Here is a 21,392-nt window from a genome sequence, read left to right as displayed (position 1 = left end):
GTCGGATCTTCCGCTCGGGAGAATTTTATTGCCCGCCTACAAAACGGGCAACAGAGGTGACAGGTTTACGCCGGAGGAGTCCGACGGTGTCACAGTCGGTCAGGAACCGGCTTGCCAGGCCAGTTCCTGCCTGTAGTGATTTTAAACCGCCGCAGTGCTGGTTAATTAGCTCGTCGTTCCCCGGCCTCCCAACTATAAACATCCGTGCCAATTAACGAGTCGCCAAGTTCCTGATAATTGAAATCATAAAAATCAGCACAGGCGCCGTAGCCGGAGTAGTCTACTGCCGCAAGCCCTACAAATGCCCCGGTAAAGAAACCGCCATAGCTCTGTAGGACATAGTCATCAGAAAGAACGGCGGCATCTAAAACTACCGGAATTTCAATAAACCCGACGCCGTCAAAACTATACTCATAGCTATAGGTCTGCTTTCTGACTTTCGTCCGTAACCATACGTATTCGACGTCGTCAGGGACCTTAATCGCATTATCTTTCAGGTTCGAAGTATATTTTCCGCGATTGTTCTCGGCGACCTCGATGACTCTTCCGTTAATTTCATTCCAGGTAACAAAAGCAAAGCTCCAGTGGCGATCGTTGTAGTAATTGGTTAATCCGGCCATCTGTTGATAACTGAAAGGATTAAAGGCGACTTTAACCTGGGCATTAAAATAAAAGGCTTGCCAGCGGCGGGCAATCAACGACAGATCATGGGTATTCGCTAATGATCCCTGGCCGATTAAGGTGAGCTTTCCGTCGCCTGTAGTACCCATTTTTTCGCTAAAAGGGACCCGCAGGGTATTCCAGTTGAGATTAAGCGTTGGCGTTGTAAATTCATCGTGCTGGCTATTATCTTTCGCGCTTTCGGTATAAATGGCGTCTTTTGGCCCCTCGACAAACGTTTTACCGCCGTGACCGCCTACAATGCGCGGCCAGCCATCTTCATCCCAGTACACTTTTTGGATAGCCGTTTCCCGGCCAAGCGTGGACCAGCCGCGAGGATCATAGATTGATTCCCCAGGACGATTCCACGGACGCGCGCACAGCGAAGCATAATACCACTCGCCTTCGGGCGTCGAAACCAAAGCGCCGTGTCCTTGCTTCTGGATATAGCTGTCAGGGGTATCAACGTTAGTTAAAAATACTTCTCCTGGTTCAGTTTCGAAGCTGTCCGCGTTTAACGTCGTGGAACGGGCAACCACCTCCTGATGAGTAAACACCGTCCCCCCTTGAGCGGCAAAGAGATAGTAATAACCGTTCAGTTTGTAGAGATGCGGTCCCTCAACGAGCGCCACCGCGGTACCGCGATAGATGGTACGCGCAGTTTCCGGCATTAATTTTAAAGTTGTTGTGTCAAGCTCTGTTAAGGTAATCCCATCAAAAGGATGGTGGTACTCCCGATGGTCCCACGTCTGTTGCACGATATATTTACGGCCATCATCGTCATGGAAAAGTGAAGCGTCAAAACCTACGCCATTCAGTTTTATCGGCGAACTCCACGGGCCGCGAATATCTGTTGCGGTAGTCAGGTAGTTTGTCATGTCTTTAAAGGCACCTTCGGTGACTTTCACATCGGTATACACTAACCAGAATTTGCCATCCGCGTAAGAGAGCGCCGGAGCCCAGATGCCGCCTGAAGACGGATTGCCTTTCATATCTAAAAGAGTAGTGGTCGACAATGGTGACGGCAGCAGATTCCAGTGCTGCAGATCCTTTGACTCATGCAAACGGACGCCGGGAAACCACTCAAACGTTGAGTTGGCGATATAGTAGGTGTCCTCAACACGGATAATGCTGGGGTCGGCATTAAAACCACGCAAAATAGGGTTTTGGATAAGAGACATATCATTACACCTTTATAAATTTAAAATTTAATTCGTATTGGTTTTACACTCGAATCTCATCAAGCTGGCGGTTAATGTCGCCGACGTGTTTGTCTGAGATAGGATAAATTTGCATGACGATCATCGAGACAACCGCTAAGGCGATGGGGATCCAAACCGCTGTCATCATGATCCCGTCGATAGCGCTCGCGCTTTGTTGTGCGCCGGTTTCATTAAAACCGTAGACGGCCAGCAGCCACAGAGGAATGGCTCCGCCGATGGTAAAGCCAATCTTGAAAAAGAGTCCCATAATGGCGTTGATGATTGCCGCATTTCGCTTACCAGACTTTAATTCGCCATAGGCAATAACTTCAGGTACCAGTGCCCACATAAATCCGGTGGCTGAGGTTAAGCCCCACTGTTTAATAAATGTGGCGATATAAGCAAGCCACAGCGCATCGTGCATACCTTCCCGTGACCAGACATACGTTAATAACTCACCGACAATAAACATCCCCAGGAAAATGTGGAAGAAGCCTTTCTTTCCAAAAATTTTCTTGAGTTTTGGCCAAAAAATGGGGAACACAATACCCGGTATTGAGGCGACCAGGCCAACGGCACCCATCCACTCAGAGTGACCAACCACATATTGATTGAAAAAGCCATTAACCGTGTTCATAAAGAACATGAAGGTAAAGGCCAGCATAAAAAATAATCCAAGAATGACAAGGGGACGGTTATTTTTGAGTTCAAGGAACAAATCGGTTGTTTTGACGTTTGCCGTCTGCTCTGCGGTTGCAACGACACGTTCTTTAGTGAATTTATAGCAAATAAAAAGTGCCATCGCGCCTAATAACATATAAACGGAGTAGACACCGAACCATGCGTAATTTGCGGATGGGTCGGTATAGTTTCCCAGATTGAGTTCTATGCCAAAAAAACCAGTATCCTTTAGGCTACGATCTTTTGGTGACGCCATTTGCACGAACATTGGGAACAGGGTATACACCAGAAGATTGGCGCTATTAGCCAGCATCATTCGCGTACTGGTTAATTTATCAATCGACTCCGGGTCTCTTGTTAGCGAGGCATTAAGAGAACCGTAAGGAATATTGACCAGGGAATAAACTAAATCCAGCGCTAAATAGATGATAAAAGCAAACGGTACGGAGCCTCTGACGCCCGGAATAGGGGCAAAAAGCAAAGCGGAAAGGATCACTAGCGGCACGCCGGCTCTTAATAGCCAAGGACGATATTTCCCTGCCGCGGATGTCCTTTTGTCCACATAGGTTCCAACCATAGGATCCCAAAAAACATTGATGATTCGGACAAAAAGAAAAATGAACCCCGCAGTGGCTGTACTGATCGTATTTACCGTCAACATATGTAGAGCAAGAAAGCCGCCGATCGTGCCAAAAACCAGGTTTTGCGCAAAATCGCCCATACCGTAGCCAATACGTTCCCCGCGAGTTAATTTATGATATTCATCATTGCGATTTTGCATTATGTTTTTACTCATTCTGAGCAGACTCCGGTTTGTTGTGTGAATGTGAAACACTTTCTGACACAAATGATCTCGAAGAATCTATTACGTTTTTAAATTAATTAATTATGTTTTTTTACTTCTGTGATCCTCAAAGCAAAGGTCGTTTGGCATTATCTCTGTACTCTATATGGATTTTATGATGTTGATTATATGAAAGTGATATTTGCGAGATGGCTCACATTTGAGTGTTTTCTCAATCGCTGAGTGAAATAACGTAATTGAGCAACCGGTTTATAGAATACAGGATGTGTCATAGTTGTTACATTTCTTACATCCACCAATATTGGAGCGTTCATGCAATCTTAGGTCAAGTGCAGCACGATTAATGGTTTTGTTCACCATACAATGAAATCCATGCGGCAAGTCTCTGCGGCGTTGCTTGTTTTAGCGCTAATCATTAATTTAATTGTGGGAAAGGAGAACGTTATTCGTATAAAACCTCTGTAGCCGTACAAAATAAAAATTAAATTGTTCTCACAGTAGCAACATATTCTGCGTGGCCAGAGTGAGGTTGTTATTGCCTGAATAAAATTAACCTCTATTGAGATAATGATGACAATGATAAGAAAGCTTCCATTAACTATGGCGGTCATCGCCGCGTTTTCTCCGTTTACCTCTGTAACAGCCCAAGAGTTTACCCAGGAGCAGATCGACGCCATCGTCGCGAAAGCGGTTGATAAAGCGCTGGCCGACCGCCAGGCTAAAATCGACGCCGCGGCCAATAAAAAGGTCGATGTTATTACCAACCCGCAAACCACCGCCGCTTCGCCGGACCTGGCGATCCCCTTCGGCCTGAAATTTAGCGGTTACGCCCGCTATGGCGCCCACTTCCAGACCGGCGACCAGAAATACGTCGGCGTCGACGGCTCCTATAACGGCGCCTCGGCGATCGGCCGTCTCGGCAACGAAAGCAACGGGGGCGAATTCCAGATCAGCAAAGCGTTCAAAAGCACGCAGGGGGCCATCTGGGATCTCAACGTCATGTTTGACCACTGGAGCGACGAGGTTAACCTGAAAAAAGCCTACGTCGGCGTCACCAACGTCCTCGAATCCAACCCTAACGCCTATATCTGGGCCGGCCGCGACTTCCACCAGCGCCCGCAACAGGGGATCAACGACTACTTCTGGATGAACCACGACGGCCAGGGCGCCGGGGTGAAGAATTTCGATATCGGCGGCGTGCAGTTCGACGTGGCGACGGTGTCGCAGGTGAAATCCTGTAGCCCGGAAGTGATGGCCGACGAGACCAACCCGTCGCGCATCACCTGTACCGGCAGCTCCGATACCGGCGATAACGGCCACTACGCGTTGACCACCAAAACCCACAACATCAAGGCCGGGCCGATCGACGTCGAGGTATATGCCAACTATGGCTTTGACTCAAAAGCGGTGGACAGCGACGCGCGCCTCGATGCCTGGCAGGGCGGGCTGGTGCTGAGCCACACCAACGACAGCGGGGTGAATAAGGTGATCCTGCGCTACTCCGACAACTCGGATAACAGCGTCTACAACAAAACCGACGACCTGACCACGGTCTACGCCAGCTTTGAGGGCAGCCATAAATTCACCCAGCAGGCGCAGATCGAATATCTGCTGGCCTTCCACGACTACGACAACGGCAAGGACAATACCGACAACCGTAAAAACTACGGTGCGATCGTCCGGCCGATGTACTTCTGGAACGATGTGCACTCGACCTGGCTGGAAGCGGGCTACCAGCGCGTTGACTACGACCAGGGCGGGGATAACCACGGCTGGAAGCTGACGCTGTCGCAGAATATCGCCATCGGCATGGGGCCGGAGTTCCGCCCGATGCTGCGCTTCTATGTTACCGGCGGTCAGGTGAATAACGAGCACACCGCGAAAGTAGACGGCACCAGCGACGAGCGACTGGATTCGCTGAACATCGGCGGTATGTTTGAGGCCTGGTTCTAAAAATTGATGGATTTAACAAAAAATCAGGCTGGCCTATGCCAGCCTGTTCATTAATTCTTTTATCTTATACGGACTAGATGGCCGTTCTTTTTCTGACTCCAATTCAACCAATCCGTTTCCATCGAATAATTTTATAACTCTGCGTTTTAATAATTTCCTTAATTATATATTTTCTGCGATGTTTATTGATTTAAAGATTGTGATGACTTAATGCATTGATCATGATTATTTCTCAATGGGAATATTGATCTGTGCCAATAAAAACAATGAGTTTATATAAAAAACTGCCTTTCACTATTGTTTTGGGTTTTTATGTTGTCTTTATTTTATTCGTCAACATTCTTTTGTGAAGTGTCGCTACTTTATAGCGTCTGGTGCTGTGAGTGTTTGTGTTAAATTACTGGTAATCTTATTTGCGCTGGATTTTAGAATGACGCGCTTGTTATATTGTGCGGGTTTTTTCAAACATGACTTTTGACCAAATGAGATTTCCTCCACATTCATTCCTTAAGGAAAAGGGAGCGTTATGGCTGATTCATTCCAGAATGAGGTGCCAAAGGCACGTATCAATTTAAAATTGGCGTTACATACCGGAGGGGCGCAGAAGAAAGTTGAGCTGCCGCTTAAACTCCTGACCGTTGGCGATTTCAGCAATGGCAAAGAACATCGGCCACTAGCTGAGCGCCAGAAGCTAGATATCAACAAAAATAATTTTAACAATGTACTTTCGGAATTAAACCCGGAGGTCAACCTCACTGTTGCAAATACGCTATCGGGAGACGGTTCAGAGGAAGGCATTAAACTGAGCTTTTCCAATATAAAAGATTTTGAACCAGAGCAGGTGGCCCGGCAAATACCTCAACTCCGTGCCATGCTGGCAATGCGTAATTTATTGCGTGATCTCAAATCAAACCTGCTTGATAACGTAACTTTCAGAAAAGAGCTTGAGCGAATTCTTAAAGATCCGGCACTGTCCGACGAATTACGCGCTGAAATGAATGCGCTTGCCGAGAAATAATCTGGATCGTCTCTTTTAATGGATTAACCGGGAATATGCTGATGTCTGTAAATACTGAAACAAGCCTCGTTCAGGGGCAGACGACCGTACTGAACAAAGAGGGGGTATATGCTTCCCTGTTTGAAAAAATTAATCTGAGCCCAGCATCAAGCCTGGGAGATATTAATGCCTTTTTAGATGATACCGTGCTGTCAGATGCGACGGCAGGCGAACGCCTGACGGCTGCGATGCAGGTCTTTATGGACTGCATACGCCAATCTGGCAAACAGGTGGAAAAGCTCGACAAAACGCTGATAGACCACCATATCGCCGAACTGGATTATCAAATTAGCCGTCAGCTTGATGTCGTCATGCATCATCAGGAATTCCAGAAAGTGGAATCTCTGTGGCGGGGATTAAAACAGCTGGTGGACAACACTGATTATCGTCAGAACGTAAAAACCGAAATTCTGGATGTTTCCAAGGATGATCTCCGCCAGGACTTCGAAGACGCGCCTGAGCTGATTCAGAGTGGTCTGTACTGGCATACCTACACGGCGGAATATGACACCCCGGGCGGCGAGCCAATCGGTTCGGTCATCTCGGCATATGAGTTTGATGCCAGCCCGCAGGATATAACGCTGCTGCGCAATATTTCTAAAGTCTCCGCGGCTGCCCATATGCCGTTTATCGGCGCAGTTGGGCCTGCGTTCTTTATGAAAGATACCATGGAAGAAGTAGCGGCGATTAAAGATATCGGCAACTACTTCGATCGTGCCGAATATATAAAGTGGAAATCGTTCCGCGAAACTGATGATGCCCGCTATATCGGGCTGGTGATGCCGCGCGTATTGGGTCGACTACCATATGGTCCGGATACCGTACCGGTACGCAGTTTTAACTACGTAGAACAGGTTAAAGGTCCGGATCACGAAAAATACCTTTGGACCAGCGCATCATTCGCCTTTGCCTCCAATATGGTCCGCAGCTTCATCCAGAACGGATGGTGCGTACAAATCCGTGGCCCGCAGGCGGGCGGCGCGGTGAAAGATCTGCCTATTCACCTCTACGACCTCGGCACAGGCAATCAGGTGAAAATCCCCTCTGAGGTGATGATCCCGGAAACTCGCGAATTCGAATTCGCTAATTTGGGCTTCATTCCGCTGTCTTATTACAAGAACCGTGACTACGCCTGTTTCTTCTCGGCTAACTCTACTCAAAAACCAGCGCTGTATGACACCGCTGATGCGACCGCCAACAGTCGTATCAACGCGCGCCTGCCGTATATTTTCTTGCTGTCTCGCATCGCGCATTACCTGAAGCTGATTCAACGTGAAAACATCGGTACCACTAAGGACCGACGCCTGCTTGAGCTCGAGCTCAACACCTGGATTCGTGGCCTGGTGACTGAGATGACCGATCCGGGCGATGAACTGCAGGCTTCTCACCCGCTGCGAGACGCGAAAGTGGTAGTGGAAGATATTGAGGATAATCCTGGTTTCTTCCGCGTGAAGCTGTATGCGGTACCGCACTTCCAGGTTGAAGGTATGGACGTCAATTTGTCGCTGGTTAGCCAGATGCCGAAGGCAAAAGCGTAACGTACAGGAGGTGTGATGAAGATTTACCGTCCGTTATGGAGTGATGGCGCCTTTCTGACGCCGCAACAGTTCCAGCAGCAGTCTCGTTGGGAAGCTCATGTTGCGGATACGGTCTCAAAGATGGCGCTAGGTTTTCCCTGGGGGGTACTGGCGGCTGAGTTTGATGAAGGTGCGCTGGCGTTATCCCGACTCAATGCCACTCGTCTGGTGGTTCGTTTTACGGACGGTACGCTGATTGACACCGATCTGGCCGATACCTTGCCGCCGGTCTGCGATCTCTCGGGTCTGCAACAGGAAAGCGTTGATGTTTTACTGTGCTTACCGCTGCTCAGTGCCAGCGGCGGTAATCTCGACGACGGACAAGAGAGCGTTCGTCCGTATCGTTGGCGATCCGAGAGGGTAATCGTACAGGAACTTGCGGGCCACGAACGTTGCGAACTGGCGGTATTGCGGCATGGGCTAACGCTACGTGTTTCCACTCAGGAAAACGACGCATGGTTGACATGCCCGGTCGCGAGGCTCATCCGCAATGCGCAGGGCGTATGGACTCTCGATCGGCGATTTATTCCGCCGATGCTGGCGCTATCCGCTTGCCCAACCTTGGTCGGCGAACTTGGCGATTTACTGCATCGCCTGCAGATACGGCGTGGACGCCTGATGGCTATGCGCCGGGAAAGTAACGAACGGATGGCTGATTTTGCGGTAGCGGACGTCGCTTTGTTCTGGTTGCTTAACGCGCTGAATAGCATGGCGCCGGTGCTGACCGAATTACACCAAACGCCCTCGCGTCATCCGGAGTTGTTATACCGTGAACTAGTAAGGCTTGCGGGGAGTTTGCTGACATTTTCCCTCGAACACCACGTGGAGGATATTCCCCTTTACCAGCACCAATCTCCGGAGCTAGTTTTCCCGCCTTTGTTTGCGCTACTGGATAGCTTACTTGAGGCCAGCCTGCCGTCCCGTGTCATCGCCATCGCGCTGGAGCAGGGCGCGGACAGGGAGATTTGGCGTGGGAAATTACACGATTCGCGGCTGCGCGAAGGCGCGGACTTCTATCTGTCCGTACGCTCTTCGATGCCTAATTACCAGTTGCAGAATCGTTTTCCGCAGCTGTGTAAGGCTGGTAGCCATGACGATGTGTCAGAAGTCGTGAATGTTGCTCTCAGCGGCATAGTCATAAAACCGTTGAGTCATGTGCCTGCTGCAATTCCCTTACGGCTGGAAAACCAATACTTTGCGTTGGATCTGTCGACAGATGCGGCTCGCACCATGCTGGAAGCTGGAAACTGTACGTTTTATACCCCGGAGTCTCTCGGTGAAGTGAAACTTGAACTGTTTGCGGTGCTGCGCTCATGAAAACGCCTGATATCGATATGATCAATAGAGTCTTTTATCCTGGCTGGTTGATGGTTAGCCAGTTACGTAACGGTCAGCAGATTAAAGACGGGGATGCGCTGTATCGCCGCGCCTGTCGGTGGATATCTGAGGCTCGCGAGTCTCTGACGAAGGCCGGGGTTAGCACGACAAACAGCGAACGGATGCTCTATGCCTACTGCGCACTGCTTGATGAAAGCGTGTTGAACCGCGACCTACAGGATGACGGCTATCGCCGTTGGCGCAAGGACCCTCTGCAGGCGCAATTCTTCGGGACTCTGAATGCCGGAGAAGAATTGTGGGATCGCATTCGTGCGATTTTGCGTGAACCTGCCGCTGATGTCATGGTGCTAACCTGCTTGTTCAGAACGCTACAACTCGGTTTTGTCGGAGCATATCGCGCCGTTGACGACGAACGGCGGGAGGATGTGGTACGGATGCTCAGCCAGCGAGTACCGCCATTCTCACTGACGCAGGAGGCGCCGGTAGTGGTTCGGGCCGCGGGGCTACGCAGCGGTCGCCGCCGCTATTGGCTGGGCTGGGTAGCGGGCATCGTTGTACTGGCTGGGTTATGGTTCACCTTCTCGTCTGTGTTATCGCAAATGGTATTACAGATAGCAGGGCGAGGTTAAGGCATGCGCATTGGATTCCGTGGTCTACTCACGGTCGTTGCCGCCATACTGGCGCTGTGGCTGGTGCTGGGTTTCTGCTCATTTTCCGCCGGTAATCGAGCGGCGCTCTGCGCCGGTATTTTATTGATATGCGGCGCCGAGCTCTGGCGCCAGCATCGTCGACGTCATTTGCTAGCGGGACAGATCTGCGTAGTTGACCTGCCGCCGGAGAATTTCCTGGGGGCGGTGGTGCTGGTTTGCGGCGATAACCTCACTTTATTTCCAGCTAACACGGCTTACCGCGAAACTCAAAAAGCCTGGTATTTACGGGCGGCAAATACGGAACAGCTCCCCCTGCTGGCGCAGCGTCTGTCAGCGGCGCGCCCTGCGTTGGTATCGCAGGTTTCCGTACTACTGGCAATCACCCCGGAATCTCACGACTGCGCTGAGCGCTTTACGCAGTTCTTGCAGGGATGGCGTCGTAGTATTGGGCTGTGTCGGACATGGTTGAATGGCAAACCGCCGGTCTGGTGCGTGTCCTGGGTTTCGCCGCCAAGCCTCGAGAACGCAGACGAGCACCGCTGGTTCACGGTAACGCCTGAACTAGCGGGAATGCAGGTGCGACAGAATGACGATGTGGCGGTACCGATTGCCGAATGGCAGCGGGCAAACGGACATGACGCGTCAGCTCTTGGGCACGTACTCTGGTTAGACAGTATCCTGGCGCTAATGGCGAAGCATATATTTCAACCTTTGTCCGTCCGGCAGGGAGAGCTTCCTCCCCTGGGCTTCTCCGCCGTTGGTATCTGCCTTACGCCGGTAGCGGCATGCGCCGGGAATATGTGGCAACAGCAGCTTGCTGAGGTGACCTCGCTCTCCCCGGCATGCGCTAAAACAAGCGGAATATTACCGCTTCCGGATCTCCTTCTTTCTTATTTACCCCGCAATCACGGGATCGGTCGCCGCATGCAGGACGCGCGCCTGTTTGGGGGGGCATGTTTCCTCTTTCTGGCGCTGGCAATGCTGGCATCTTTTATTAATAACCGGCGGCTGCTGGATAGCATTGGCGACCATCTGGCTGCGTATCAGCAGCTTAGTGGAACACCACCTGCGCCCAAGCTGTTGGCGCAACAGCGTCTGCAGGCCGACAGCCGTTTACTGGACGATTGGCAGCGGCGCGGCGAGCCGCTGCGTTACGGGCTCGGACTCTATCCTGGGGCACGGCTGATACCGCTGCTTGAAACCGCGATTAATAACTGGACGCCGCCGCCGCCGCCCCGGCCAGTAATCAAAAAGATTATACAAGGGCCACAAACTATCCGTCTCAATAGCATGTCGTTGTTTGACATTGGCAAATGGACGCTGAAACCCGGCTCCACCAGGTTGCTGGTGAATTCACTGGTGAATATTAAGGCAAAACCTGGCTGGCTAATCGTAGTTGCCGGACATACCGATAGCGTCGGACATGATGCTGCAAACCGGGCGTTGTCCTTGAAACGTGCGGAATCTGTGCGCAACTGGATGCGTGACACCGGCGATGTGCCGGAGAGCTGTTTTGCGGTGCAGGGTTATGGCGAAAGCCGTCCTGTCGCCAGCAACGACACGCCGCAAGGCCGGGCGCTGAACCGTCGTGTCGAAATCAGTCTGGTACCACAGGCGACCGCCTGTCTGGCGTCAGACAACACACCTGCGCCATCTCAGGATGATGGCGCGTCAAAAAATGAAATGGAGTAATTAACATGGCAATACCAGTCTATCTCTGGCTCAAGGATGATGGCGGCGCGGACATCAAAGGTTCCGTGGATGTGAAAGATCGTGAAGGCAGCATTGAAGTTGTCGCACAGGAACATAACCTGTACATCCCGACCGATAACAACACCGGCAAACTGACCGGCACGCGTATCCATACGCCGTTCCTGTTTACCAAGGAAATCGACTCCTCCAGCCCGTACCTGTACAAGGCGGTCACCACCGGCCAGACCCTGAAATCTGCCGAGTTCAAGTGGTACAAAATCAACGATGCCGGTCAGGAAGTCGAGTACTTCAACACCAAACTGGAAAACGTGAAGGTGGTGAAAGTTAATCCAATGATGCACGACATTAAGAATCCAGCCTACGAGAAGCACAATCATCTGGAGCAGATTGAACTGCGCTACGAAAAAATCACCTGGACCTATAAAGACGGCAACATCATTCATTCCGATTCATGGAATGAACGTACGACTGCCTAATCCCATAAGCAGACGGTTTCCGTCTGCTTTTCTTTGCTAAGCCTCTGTTATCGCAGGTGCTTAGCAAAGAAAACACAATTTGCCTGCTCGACCTCGTGCGCTTTGGTCTCCTGTAAAACGGGAAACAGCGATGGGCGGTAGCGTGTCCGGAATCGATAAAGAGAGAGTCTCATGGAAAATCCAGCCATCCTGTTACGCCGTTTAAATCCTTACTGCGCCCGTGCGTTGGAAGGCGCAGCCTCGCTGTGTCAGGCCCGCGCGCATGCACAAATTCTTCCCGAACACTGGCTGTTGAAACTGTTAGAGCAGGGCGAGGGCGACCTGACGGTGCTGGCGCGGCGTTATGAGTGGGATATGGATGCTATCTGGCAAGACCTGCTCTCTTTTTTGGAAAAACTACCGCGTTCGGTGCATAGTCGGCCGCAACTATCCGGCAGCATTCAGAGTCTGATGCAGGAGGCGTGGCTGAGAGCTTCGCTGGCGGGAGAAACGTCTATTCGCAGCGTTCATCTGCTGATGGCGCTGGTCAATAATCCTGCCCGGGTGCGTTGCGATAGTCTATGGCCGCTATTAACTCTGGGACAAAAGCAGCTTGAGCATCTGCGCCCGCTACTGGATACGCAATCAGATGAACGTCCGGAATTACAATCAGAAGAACTGAATCATGCTGGCGACGTCGAGTTTGTCGGCCGCCCGGCAGAAACCGTTGAAAAAGCCGGCGAGCTGAATCCTGCGCTACAGAACGCGCTGGATAAATTCACTCTTGATGTCACCACCCGTGCTCGTGAGGGCAAGATCGACCCGGTATTTGGTCGCGACAGTGAAATTCGCCAAATGGTAGACATCCTGTCACGCAGGAGAAAAAACAATCCAATACTGGTAGGCGAGCCGGGCGTCGGCAAGACCGCGCTGGTGGAAGGGCTGGCGTTACGTATCGTGGAGGGTAACGTTCCCGACAGCCTGAAGCCAGTTATGGTACGCACGCTGGATCTTGGCTTGTTGCAGGCCGGGGCGGGCGTTAAAGGCGAGTTCGAACAGCGGCTGAAGAATATTATCGCAGCGGTACAGCAGTCGCCCGTACCGGTGCTGATGTTCATCGATGAAGCCCATACCATTATCGGCGCAGGTAACCAGGCTGGAGGCGCGGATGCCGCCAATCTGCTGAAGCCCGCGCTGGCCCGTGGCGAACTGCGCACTATTGCTGCGACAACCTGGAGTGAATACAAGCAGTACTTCGAGCGCGACGCTGCGCTGGAGCGTCGTTTCCAGATGGTCAAAGTCGATGAACCGGACGACGATACCGCCTGCCTGATGTTGCGCGGGCTGAAATCCCGCTACGCCGAACACCATGGTGTGCATATCACTGATGAAGCGATATGCGCGGCCGTTACGCTCTCCCGCCGTTACCTTACCGGCCGACAGTTACCAGATAAGGCGGTGGATCTGCTGGATACCGCATCTGCCCGTATTCGCATGGGTATCGATACCGTACCGGAACCGCTGACGCGGATGAAGGGGCAAATCACGGCGCTGGAACTGGAAAAACAGGCGCTGTTGGAAGATGCCATACTCGGTAACGATAGCGACAATGGACGGCTGGCGACAATTGAGCAGGAAGAAGTGCGCATCATTTTACAGCTCGACGAACTGGAAACACAGTACGGCCAGGAATTGAAGCTGACAGAGCAATTGCTGGTTTGCCGGGCCGATCCCTCACGCCGGGGAGAGATCGGCGAATTACAGCGCCAGCTCGCCGATGTACAACGTAATAGCCCGCTGCTGGGACTGGATGTGGATGTACGCACCGTGGCGACGGTAATTGCCGACTGGACGGGGGTTCCGCTCTCTTCATTACTGAAGGACGAGCAGAGCGAACTTTTAAGCCTCGAGTTGAATCTCGGTAAACGGGTTGTGGGGCAGGATAATGCGCTGAGCGCCATCGCCCAGAGACTCCGGGCCGCCAAAACCGGGCTCGCGTCTGAACACGGTCCGCAGGGCGTATTTCTGCTGGTGGGGCCGAGCGGCACCGGCAAAACGGAAACCGCGCTGGCGCTGGCTGATGAGCTTTTCGGCGGTGAGAAATCGCTTATTACCATCAATCTTTCCGAGTACCAGGAACCGCACACCGTTTCTCAGTTGAAGGGCTCCCCTCCGGGATATGTCGGTTACGGGCAGGGCGGTATTCTCACCGAGGCGGTACGTAAGCGGCCGTACAGCGTGGTGCTGCTTGATGAAGTCGAAAAAGCCCACCGAGATGTGATGAATCTATTCTATCAGGTGTTTGACCGCGGCTTTATGCGCGACGGCGAAGGCCGGGAAATCGACTTTCGCAATACGGTGATCCTGATGACTTCAAACCTCGGTAGCGATCTGCTAATGCAAATGCTGGAGGAGGCGCCGCAAGCGACGGGTCCCGAATTGCATGAGCTGTTGCGACCCGTGTTGCGCGATCATTTTCAGCCCGCCTTACTCGCTCGTTTTCAGACGGTGATATATCAGCCGCTCAGCCAGCCAGCAATGCGCAGGATTGTCGGCATGAAGCTCGAGCAGGTCTGTCAGCGTTTGCATCGTCATTACGGTATGACAACTGAGGTAGCTGAAGGCCTCTATGACGCATTGACGGATGCCTGCCTGCTGCCTGATACCGGCGCACGGAACGTAGATAGTCTGCTTAATCAGCAAATCCTTCCGGTCCTGAGTCAGCAACTGTTAAGCCATATAGCGGCAGGTCAAAAACCTCAGCATCTGTTCCTGGGGGTCGATGAAGACGGCGGAGTGGTTATAGAGTTCCGCGAGGCCTGATGGTTATTTTGCCGCGCCAGTGACGGTTAAAAACGTTACGGCGCGGGAGATGAAAAAGCAAAACTAAACTTGCAGGGCGTTGAGGCCTTCATGGAGAGAAGAGAATGAGTTTGATGGATGCGCTGATCGGTGAACGTACAATTGCCCTGAATCGCTATCAGTTGGATATACCCTCATGCCCATCGCCGCTTGATGTGGAATCGTTTAGCGGCACAGAAATGTTAAGCCAGCTTTATCATTACAGCATCAGCTTTACCAGCGCGGATAAAGATATTGATGTCGCGCATATGCTGAGCAAACCCGCCTCGCTGACTATGGGGGGAGGTATTCTACGAAGCCTGGCGCAAAGTCGGCGGGTTCACGGCGTTATCACCGCCTTCAGCCGCATCAGCAGCTCTGCCGATCAGGCTGCCTATCAGATCACCCTGGAACCGTATTTATCCTTGCTCGATAAACAATTTCGCAGCCACCGGTTTTTCGTTAACCAGTCGGTGCCGGAAGTGGTCGTGCAGATCCTGCAGGAACATAACCTACACGGCTGGGAGTATGAGTTTAATCTCAAACATAATTATCCAAAACGTGAGCAGATAAACCAATATCAGGAAAGCGATCTGGCATTCATTCAGCGCTTGCTGGCCGAAGTAGGCATATTTTATTACTTCACTTTGCAGCAGGAGGCGCAGAGCGAAGTTGTGCATTTTGCTGATGCGCAGCGCGCGTTGATCTTTGGTAAAACACTTCCGGTTAATAGCCCATCAGGGATGAGCGACAGCGGAGAAGAATCGATTTGGGGACTGAGTTCGACGCATAACGTGGTGGAAGCGAGTGTTATCACCCGGGATTATAACCACCGAGACGCGCAGAGCATCCTTCAGTCAGCGCCTGCGGACATGACTCGCGGGGATGGCGAAGGCAACACGTATGGCGAAGTGTATCACTACCAGCCGCGTCATCTGGCGCGCGGAGACAAAATCGATCCGCAGGTGGAAACCGCCAACTTTTACGCGCGTCTCGACCATGAGCGTTTTCTGGCCAGTCAAACGTTAGTTACTGGCGTTAGCACGGCGCCATGGCTAGCGCCGGCACAAGTCCTGACTCTTATTGATAATCTGCCGCCGGCTTTACCTGCATTATTGCAAGACCCTCTGTTGATCACCGGCGTTGCGCTAAGCGCCAGCCGCAAAGACGCGCTGCAGGTCAGCCTGCAGGCGGTACCATACCGTGAGACAATCTGTTGGCGTCCGCCGCTGCTACCGCGTCCATTGGTGACCGGCACGATGACGGCACGAGTGACCAGCGCTAAAACCGGTGATATCTATGCCTGGCAGGACGCCTGCGGATTGTATCGGGTGAAATTTGATGCCGATCGGGACGGAAAGTCGCCGGGACGGGAAAGTATGCTGGTGCGCCTCGCCAAACCTTACGGTGGTGACGAGTACGGTTTTCATTTCCCACTGATCCAGGGAACGGAAGTGGCAATCGCCTTCCATGAAGGCGACCCGGACCGCCCATATATCGCACATGCCTTACACGATTCCCGCCATGTTGATCTGGTGACGGAAAAGAACAGTACGCGCAACGTGATCCGCACGCCGACCAACAACAAGCTGCGGATGGAGGATAAGCGCGGTGAAGAGCATATCAAACTCAGTACCGAATATGGCGGTAAAACACAGCTGAATCTGGGGCATCAGGTGAATGCCGAGCGCGCGCTACGTGGGGAAGGCTTTGAACTACGTACCGATTCGTGGGGGGCGATACGTGCGGGGAAAGGCCTGTTTATTAGCGCCGATCTGCAACCAAAAGCCGGAGGGTTACAGCTGGATATGCAGGCTGCGAAGGATGTGTTGCAGGCTGCGCTTCAGGACGTGGAAGGTATTCGTGCTGCCGCCGAGAAAGCAAAAGCTGAACTGGCGGATATTGAAAAGCAAAAACAACTACTGACCGAAACATTAGCGGAATTAAAACAACAGGCGCTGTTACTGTCAGCCCCTGCCGGGATTGCGCAGGTTACTCCCGCCACTATGCAGCTGTCATCAGGCGATAATTTAATTGTTACTTCCGGCTCGAATGCGGATATCAGCATTGGCAAGAAATTCCGTCTCGGGGTGAAAGAAACGATTAGTTTATTTGCGCAATTGATGGGAATAAAAATTTATGCCGGTAAAGGTAAAGTCGACATTCAGGCTCAAAATGATGCACTGGATCTTCTGGCCCAAAAAACGCTCACTATTGCCAGCAAAGACGAACAAGTGATTATTTCGGCGGCGACAGAACTGTTGCTGAACTGCGGCGGCGCCTATATTCGCTTGAAAAATGGCGATGTTGAAATCGGCGCTCCAGGTAGTCTTCGCCTGAAATGTACAAACCTGCAAAAAATGGCGGCTGCGTCCTTGCATTCCAGCATAGATCTCCCTGCACCCTGTGCTTCAGCCATGGATACCGCTGGCGGAACTCAAAGTCCAACGGTAACCTTTAATTAAAGAACAATAAATGATGAAAGCGTCAGTAAATTATAATTATGCTGAAGACGTCTTGCGCTTGAAGATTAAAAATACCAAGCAGCAACTTCATAATAGCTTTGTCACCAAAAATCAGTTGTGTGTTTTAATGATCGACGCCGCGATCGCCAGATTTCGTCAGCAAGAACATTCGCTATATACGCCTCTACTGGCAAGAGAATATATCAGAGTTCCTGTTGCGCCTCGTTATCTGTCAGCGGAGTTCGAACCACGTTTAATTCCCCTCGATTTATCCATTGCTGATGATGTGCTGTTGCTGGAGATGAGCGCAGAGCTGGCTTGTAATGAAATTCATCCGCAACGTATCACTCAAGGATATGGCCGGTTAATATGTGGCTGGCTTTCTTGTTCGACTTCGCCGGAGGCATTAGCACTTCATTTAGCGAAAAGCGCGCTGCAGGAGCGTGAAGGGCAGGATACGCTGCTACGCTTTTATGATCCTGCCGTCGCGCTGCCGTTATGGTCATTATTAGATAACTGGCAGCAGCAACGTTTATTTGGACCATTAGCAGCCTGGTTTTCTATTGATGGAGATGGTCAATGGGTTCAAAGGAAGGGGGCGGAACAACAGAATATTAGATTATCTTATTCTCTGTCATTGAGTGAAGATAATTGGCGCGATATTCAGTTTATCGGCATTGTAAATCGCATTATGTGCCAATATCGCTGTTCATATATTAATGAGTTGAGATTTTCCGAGCAGCAGGTATTTACCCGGATTATTCCGGCGCTCCGCCGTGCATGGGAATTTCCATTTCATCACCCACAAGATTTGACCCTTTATGGCACGCATGCTTTAACCATATCTCCCGATTTTGATCGCCATATAGATTTATTGCAGGCGCTTCAGAAAGGCCCAATAGAAAGCAATCAAACATATCGTGCAAGGGTGGCAAATTTCAGTGAGCGCCAATGGCAGCGAATAAAGGAAGAGTGCACGCAATATCAATACCAGGGCGAACAATAAGAGGAGTACAGGGATGTCTAATCATCAATGCGATTGTAAGGCGCAGGGGCCGGCATTATTACCGGTACGTTATGCTGTGGTGCCAGACAGTATCGAAGGGGAATTACCACAGTGGGCGCGGCCGGCGACGAGTGATTATCCGCATCACGACGGCTATCATTATGCGTTGCGTGCTATGCGCCGGGGATTTATTTATATCTACTACCCGCATATACTTTCATGGGAGGCCTGGTCGGTAAGCGATGATGGCAGCTTATGGAAACAACTTTCCGCGGAAAACGTGCAGCCGAAATCGCAACCGGATTGTATTAAAGGGTCCTACAATCAGGGCGGCAAAGATTTCATAACCTTGCCTGCGCATGTGCTGGAAAATGATATCTGGATAGCGTTCAGCCAGCGTCAATGGAGCAAGACAACGCTGGATAGTTATCAAAACGACAGCAATCGTCGCGAGGCCAGAATGCAATGCCTGAGCCCATCGCACTGGGATAAGCCAACAGCACCGGTAACGGAAGCGACGGAAGACAGTTTGTCATCGGTGCTTGATTATATCCCTATGCGGGGAAATCAATTAAGTCCGTCCCAACTACTTCCTTATGAAGGGGTTGTTGATCAAGTGAGTTATTTTTCCAAATATGAATATCATCTGTGCGATGAAACGCTGCCGCAATGGCGGCGCTGGGTAGCCTCGTTGTGGGGCGAGAAGATAAAAGCGGGCTCTGCGATAAAGCCGCAGTGGACCTTATACCCCTGGCGGCCTTATCGCGGGGTAGGAAGTACGCTGCAGCAAATGCAGCAACGGGGGGTCAGCGCTGAGGGTACCCCGGTTAAGCCATTGATGATGGCATTACATGATGCCACGGGTATAACCCATGAACTCACCGGCTGGTCTAACGGTATTTTGGCGCTACAGCAGAAATTTGCCGACGAGCGGCAAGTAGAGTTATCGACCCTGAATCTTATTAATGGTGTAAGGCAGCTTATTATCAAGAGTAATTATCCGCGGTTAACCGAACGCCTTGAAAAAACGCAGCTGGGTCAAGCCGCAATGGATGAGACATATCGACGGTATCTTGAGGATAAAAAAAAGGATGGTACTGATGTACGCGATATTCGTAGTCGTGAGGATTTTGAAACCTGGAATACGCGTGGTTATATAGACTCCATGGCATTCAGTATCGCCGCTGACGAACTGGAGAAATACGACTGGATGTTGAATCCAACGCGGTTGGGTTCGTTTAATGAAACCGTCGATTTACTGACTACGCGAGTGAGTAACCTGCTGACCTGGTTAATTGAGTTCCGTATTGAGTGGTTACAAACCCCCTTATTTATTGCCGAGACGCAGGATTTCAATTCAAACGATCCGGTCGATAATCTTAGCTACCGTGAAATAGTCGCCTTCGCGATTTCGGGTATTGATATCCATCCCCACGGCCAACTACTGTTGGATCGCTGGATTGCTGAATATAGTACCGCTAATGCGGAGAATTTGGTCTGGCGAACGCACTTTTATAATAACCCGGAAATCATGGCCGAAGCCGAGGCATTACTTACCCTTGCCCGGCAAGCGGAAACTGACGTGGTACTGCCGGAGCAGGTTCTTGAATTCTTTGACGCCAATAGTGTTAAGCTGATTAAGATTTTTAAAGGTTTTGAAAAAGCCACGGATGCCCTGAAAAGTAATTTAGCTAAGAATGCCGTACTATCGCAAAAAGTGCTTTACAGTATGGACCAATATATGGCGACCGTCGGCGCACGAATTTTTTCGGCCACGGGAATCGGCCGAATATTGGATAATATTCGCGGCGTTATTATCCATGCGATATTTTCTCTTTCTGCAGGAAAATCCGTAGCGCAAACCAAAGCCTTTGCCAGCCGGTATTTCGGCTGGATGTATGAGCGCCATACCTATATTTCCGGCAACGTTTTTTATAATCCGGATAAACCACTCGCGAAGGCTAATGTTAATTTGGCCAAAGGTCGTTTTGACAAACTGAATGAAACTTTTGCCGAATATGGCCAGGGACAGGAAGGCGCAGCGGTATTCAAGACGACCAGTATCAGAATCCTGGTAACTTTCTTGAATATTTATGAACTTGGCAATCTGTATCGTCACAGCAAGGGCGATGCCGCCAGCCAGGCGAAAATCGCCAGCTCCGCCCTTGTGACGACCAGCGGAATCATCGATGTAGCTATGCCTGCAATGGAAAAGGCCTGGCAGGGGAAAAATGGTTTGCAGTATCTGAAAATGTCGGGCGCCGGTTGCACGATGATTGCGTCGGCCATTTTGCTTGGCCTGGATGTAGCTAAGGTGTATCAAGAATATAATACAGAACAACGAGAATTATTCCTTGGTCTTTATAGTGTAAAAGTCCTGAGCGATCTCGCAGCGATATTTAAAGCGAATGGTAAGCTGCTGGAAGCGCTGATTGCCCGCTTTGGCTGGGAAACCGCCGTTGCTTCGCGCGGAACATGGCTGGGAAGACTGGTAAAGCCGGCACTCAGTCCACTAATAGCTATCGAATGGGTAGGATTACTTTCCTCCTGGCAAGTGTCGCTGCTGATCATGCTCGTTGATTATGTCGCGACGCAATACTATTCTCGCGATGAGCTGCAAAAGTGGTTTGAACAAGGCATCTTTGGCAATGAGTGTGAAAAAAACACCGATGATTTTACTGCAGAGGACATCAGTACTGAAATAGCTCGCTGCCAGCAGTCATTAGAATATGCGCTAAGTAAAATGGCGGAACCGCAAGAAGAGATTAAACAAGATGTAATAATTCAGGAGTCATCTTATCCACTTTATAAAGATCCGCTAGTTTCTAAACTAGAGGAAAAAACCAAACAGGATGAATGGAAAAAGAGATCACCATACCCTATTTATAAGAGTTAAGTTGTTTCTGTACTGGCAACAGGTATTGATTGATGGATTGATGAAGTAACAGGGCGTATAAACCTGAACTATTCAACCATCTATCTCTCTTCA

General features: G+C 50.8%; 13 protein-coding genes. 11 read left to right on the top strand and 2 right to left on the bottom strand.

Annotation, left to right across the window (positions count from 1 at the left end; genetic code table 11):
• Positions 1–161: 161 nt before the first annotated feature.
• Both PGR29_RS03130 and PGR29_RS03125 read right to left on the bottom strand, forming a co-directional pair.
• Positions 162–1,841, bottom strand: a complete 1,680-nt coding sequence (locus PGR29_RS03130) for a glycoside hydrolase family 43 protein (protein ID WP_316424051.1) — start codon at positions 1,839–1,841, stop codon at positions 162–164.
• 43 nt (positions 1,842–1,884) lie between these two features.
• Positions 1,885–3,324 carry an MFS transporter gene (locus tag PGR29_RS03125; protein ID WP_316424050.1) on the bottom strand — a complete coding sequence of 480 codons (1,440 nt, stop codon included), beginning with the start codon at positions 3,322–3,324 and terminating at the stop codon, positions 1,885–1,887.
• Between the two features lie 594 nt (positions 3,325–3,918).
• Between PGR29_RS03125 and PGR29_RS03120 the strand changes: the two genes are divergently transcribed.
• The 11 genes from PGR29_RS03120 (at position 3,919) to PGR29_RS03070 (ending at position 21,299) form a co-directional block, all read left to right on the top strand.
• Complete coding sequence (locus PGR29_RS03120) at positions 3,919–5,301, top strand: carbohydrate porin (RefSeq protein WP_087859416.1); 1,383 nt, start codon at positions 3,919–3,921, stop codon at positions 5,299–5,301.
• 526 nt (positions 5,302–5,827) lie between these two features.
• Positions 5,828–6,319, top strand: coding sequence for a type VI secretion system contractile sheath small subunit (gene tssB, locus PGR29_RS03115; RefSeq protein WP_087859417.1), 492 nt, complete (start codon positions 5,828–5,830; stop codon positions 6,317–6,319).
• Between the two features lie 41 nt (positions 6,320–6,360).
• Positions 6,361–7,896: a type VI secretion system contractile sheath large subunit gene (gene tssC / locus PGR29_RS03110; protein ID WP_316424049.1), complete on the top strand. Its 1,536-nt coding sequence runs from the start codon at positions 6,361–6,363 to the stop codon at positions 7,894–7,896.
• Between the two features lie 15 nt (positions 7,897–7,911).
• The gene (gene tssK, locus PGR29_RS03105; protein WP_316424048.1) at positions 7,912–9,252 is read left to right on the top strand and encodes a type VI secretion system baseplate subunit TssK; all 1,341 of its coding nucleotides are present in this window, start codon (positions 7,912–7,914) and stop codon (positions 9,250–9,252) included.
• Positions 9,249–9,902: a type VI secretion system protein TssL, short form gene (gene tssL, locus PGR29_RS03100; protein WP_087859419.1), complete on the top strand. Its 654-nt coding sequence runs from the start codon at positions 9,249–9,251 to the stop codon at positions 9,900–9,902. The genes tssK and tssL overlap by 4 nt, the downstream gene beginning before the upstream one ends.
• A gap of 3 nt (positions 9,903–9,905) precedes the next feature.
• Positions 9,906–11,615: an OmpA family protein gene (locus tag PGR29_RS03095; RefSeq protein ID WP_316424047.1), complete on the top strand. Its 1,710-nt coding sequence runs from the start codon at positions 9,906–9,908 to the stop codon at positions 11,613–11,615.
• Between the two features lie 5 nt (positions 11,616–11,620).
• On the top strand, positions 11,621–12,112 hold the full coding sequence (gene hcp, locus PGR29_RS03090; RefSeq protein WP_047067878.1) for a type VI secretion system effector Hcp: 492 nt from the start codon (positions 11,621–11,623) through the stop codon (positions 12,110–12,112).
• Between the two features lie 171 nt (positions 12,113–12,283).
• A complete protein-coding gene (gene tssH / locus PGR29_RS03085; RefSeq protein WP_316424046.1) occupies positions 12,284–14,914 on the top strand; it encodes a type VI secretion system ATPase TssH in 2,631 nt (876 codons plus the stop codon).
• 113 nt (positions 14,915–15,027) lie between these two features.
• On the top strand, positions 15,028–17,397 hold the full coding sequence (locus PGR29_RS03080) for a type VI secretion system Vgr family protein (RefSeq protein WP_410477026.1): 2,370 nt from the start codon (positions 15,028–15,030) through the stop codon (positions 17,395–17,397).
• Between the two features lie 10 nt (positions 17,398–17,407).
• Entirely contained in the window at positions 17,408–18,403 is a 996-nt protein-coding gene (locus PGR29_RS03075) for a DUF4123 domain-containing protein (RefSeq protein ID WP_308958874.1), read from the top strand.
• Between the two features lie 13 nt (positions 18,404–18,416).
• Positions 18,417–21,299 carry a T6SS effector BTH_I2691 family protein gene (locus PGR29_RS03070; RefSeq protein WP_316424044.1) on the top strand — a complete coding sequence of 961 codons (2,883 nt, stop codon included), beginning with the start codon at positions 18,417–18,419 and terminating at the stop codon, positions 21,297–21,299.
• Positions 21,300–21,392 lie beyond the last annotated feature (93 nt).

It is taken from the genome of Klebsiella sp. 141203, from assembly GCF_032601985.1.
GTDB classification, from domain to species: domain Bacteria; phylum Pseudomonadota; class Gammaproteobacteria; order Enterobacterales; family Enterobacteriaceae; genus Klebsiella; species Klebsiella aerogenes.
Note: the sequence above shows the minus strand (reverse complement) of the source record. Positions and strands in the feature narration are given on the sequence as shown.

Excerpts from the sequence above, each read along its gene's own strand:
- PGR29_RS03080 (WP_410477026.1), top strand. The coding sequence starts at position 15,028 with ATGGATGCGCTGATCGGTGAACGTACAATTGCCCTGAATCGCTATCAG.
- PGR29_RS03120 (WP_087859416.1), top strand. The coding sequence starts at position 3,919 with ATGACAATGATAAGAAAGCTTCCATTAACTATGGCGGTCATCGCCGCG.
- PGR29_RS03095 (WP_316424047.1), top strand. The coding sequence starts at position 9,906 with ATGCGCATTGGATTCCGTGGTCTACTCACGGTCGTTGCCGCCATACTG.
- tssC (WP_316424049.1), top strand. The coding sequence starts at position 6,361 with ATGTCTGTAAATACTGAAACAAGCCTCGTTCAGGGGCAGACGACCGTA.
- PGR29_RS03130 (WP_316424051.1), bottom strand. The coding sequence starts at position 1,841 with ATGTCTCTTATCCAAAACCCTATTTTGCGTGGTTTTAATGCCGACCCC.
- PGR29_RS03125 (WP_316424050.1), bottom strand. The coding sequence starts at position 3,324 with ATGCAAAATCGCAATGATGAATATCATAAATTAACTCGCGGGGAACGT.
- tssK (WP_316424048.1), top strand. The coding sequence starts at position 7,912 with ATGAAGATTTACCGTCCGTTATGGAGTGATGGCGCCTTTCTGACGCCG.
- tssH (WP_316424046.1), top strand. The coding sequence starts at position 12,284 with ATGGAAAATCCAGCCATCCTGTTACGCCGTTTAAATCCTTACTGCGCC.
- PGR29_RS03070 (WP_316424044.1), top strand. The coding sequence starts at position 18,417 with ATGTCTAATCATCAATGCGATTGTAAGGCGCAGGGGCCGGCATTATTA.
- tssB (WP_087859417.1), top strand. The coding sequence starts at position 5,828 with ATGGCTGATTCATTCCAGAATGAGGTGCCAAAGGCACGTATCAATTTA.
- tssL (WP_087859419.1), top strand. The coding sequence starts at position 9,249 with ATGAAAACGCCTGATATCGATATGATCAATAGAGTCTTTTATCCTGGC.
- PGR29_RS03075 (WP_308958874.1), top strand. The coding sequence starts at position 17,408 with ATGATGAAAGCGTCAGTAAATTATAATTATGCTGAAGACGTCTTGCGC.
- hcp (WP_047067878.1), top strand. The coding sequence starts at position 11,621 with ATGGCAATACCAGTCTATCTCTGGCTCAAGGATGATGGCGGCGCGGAC.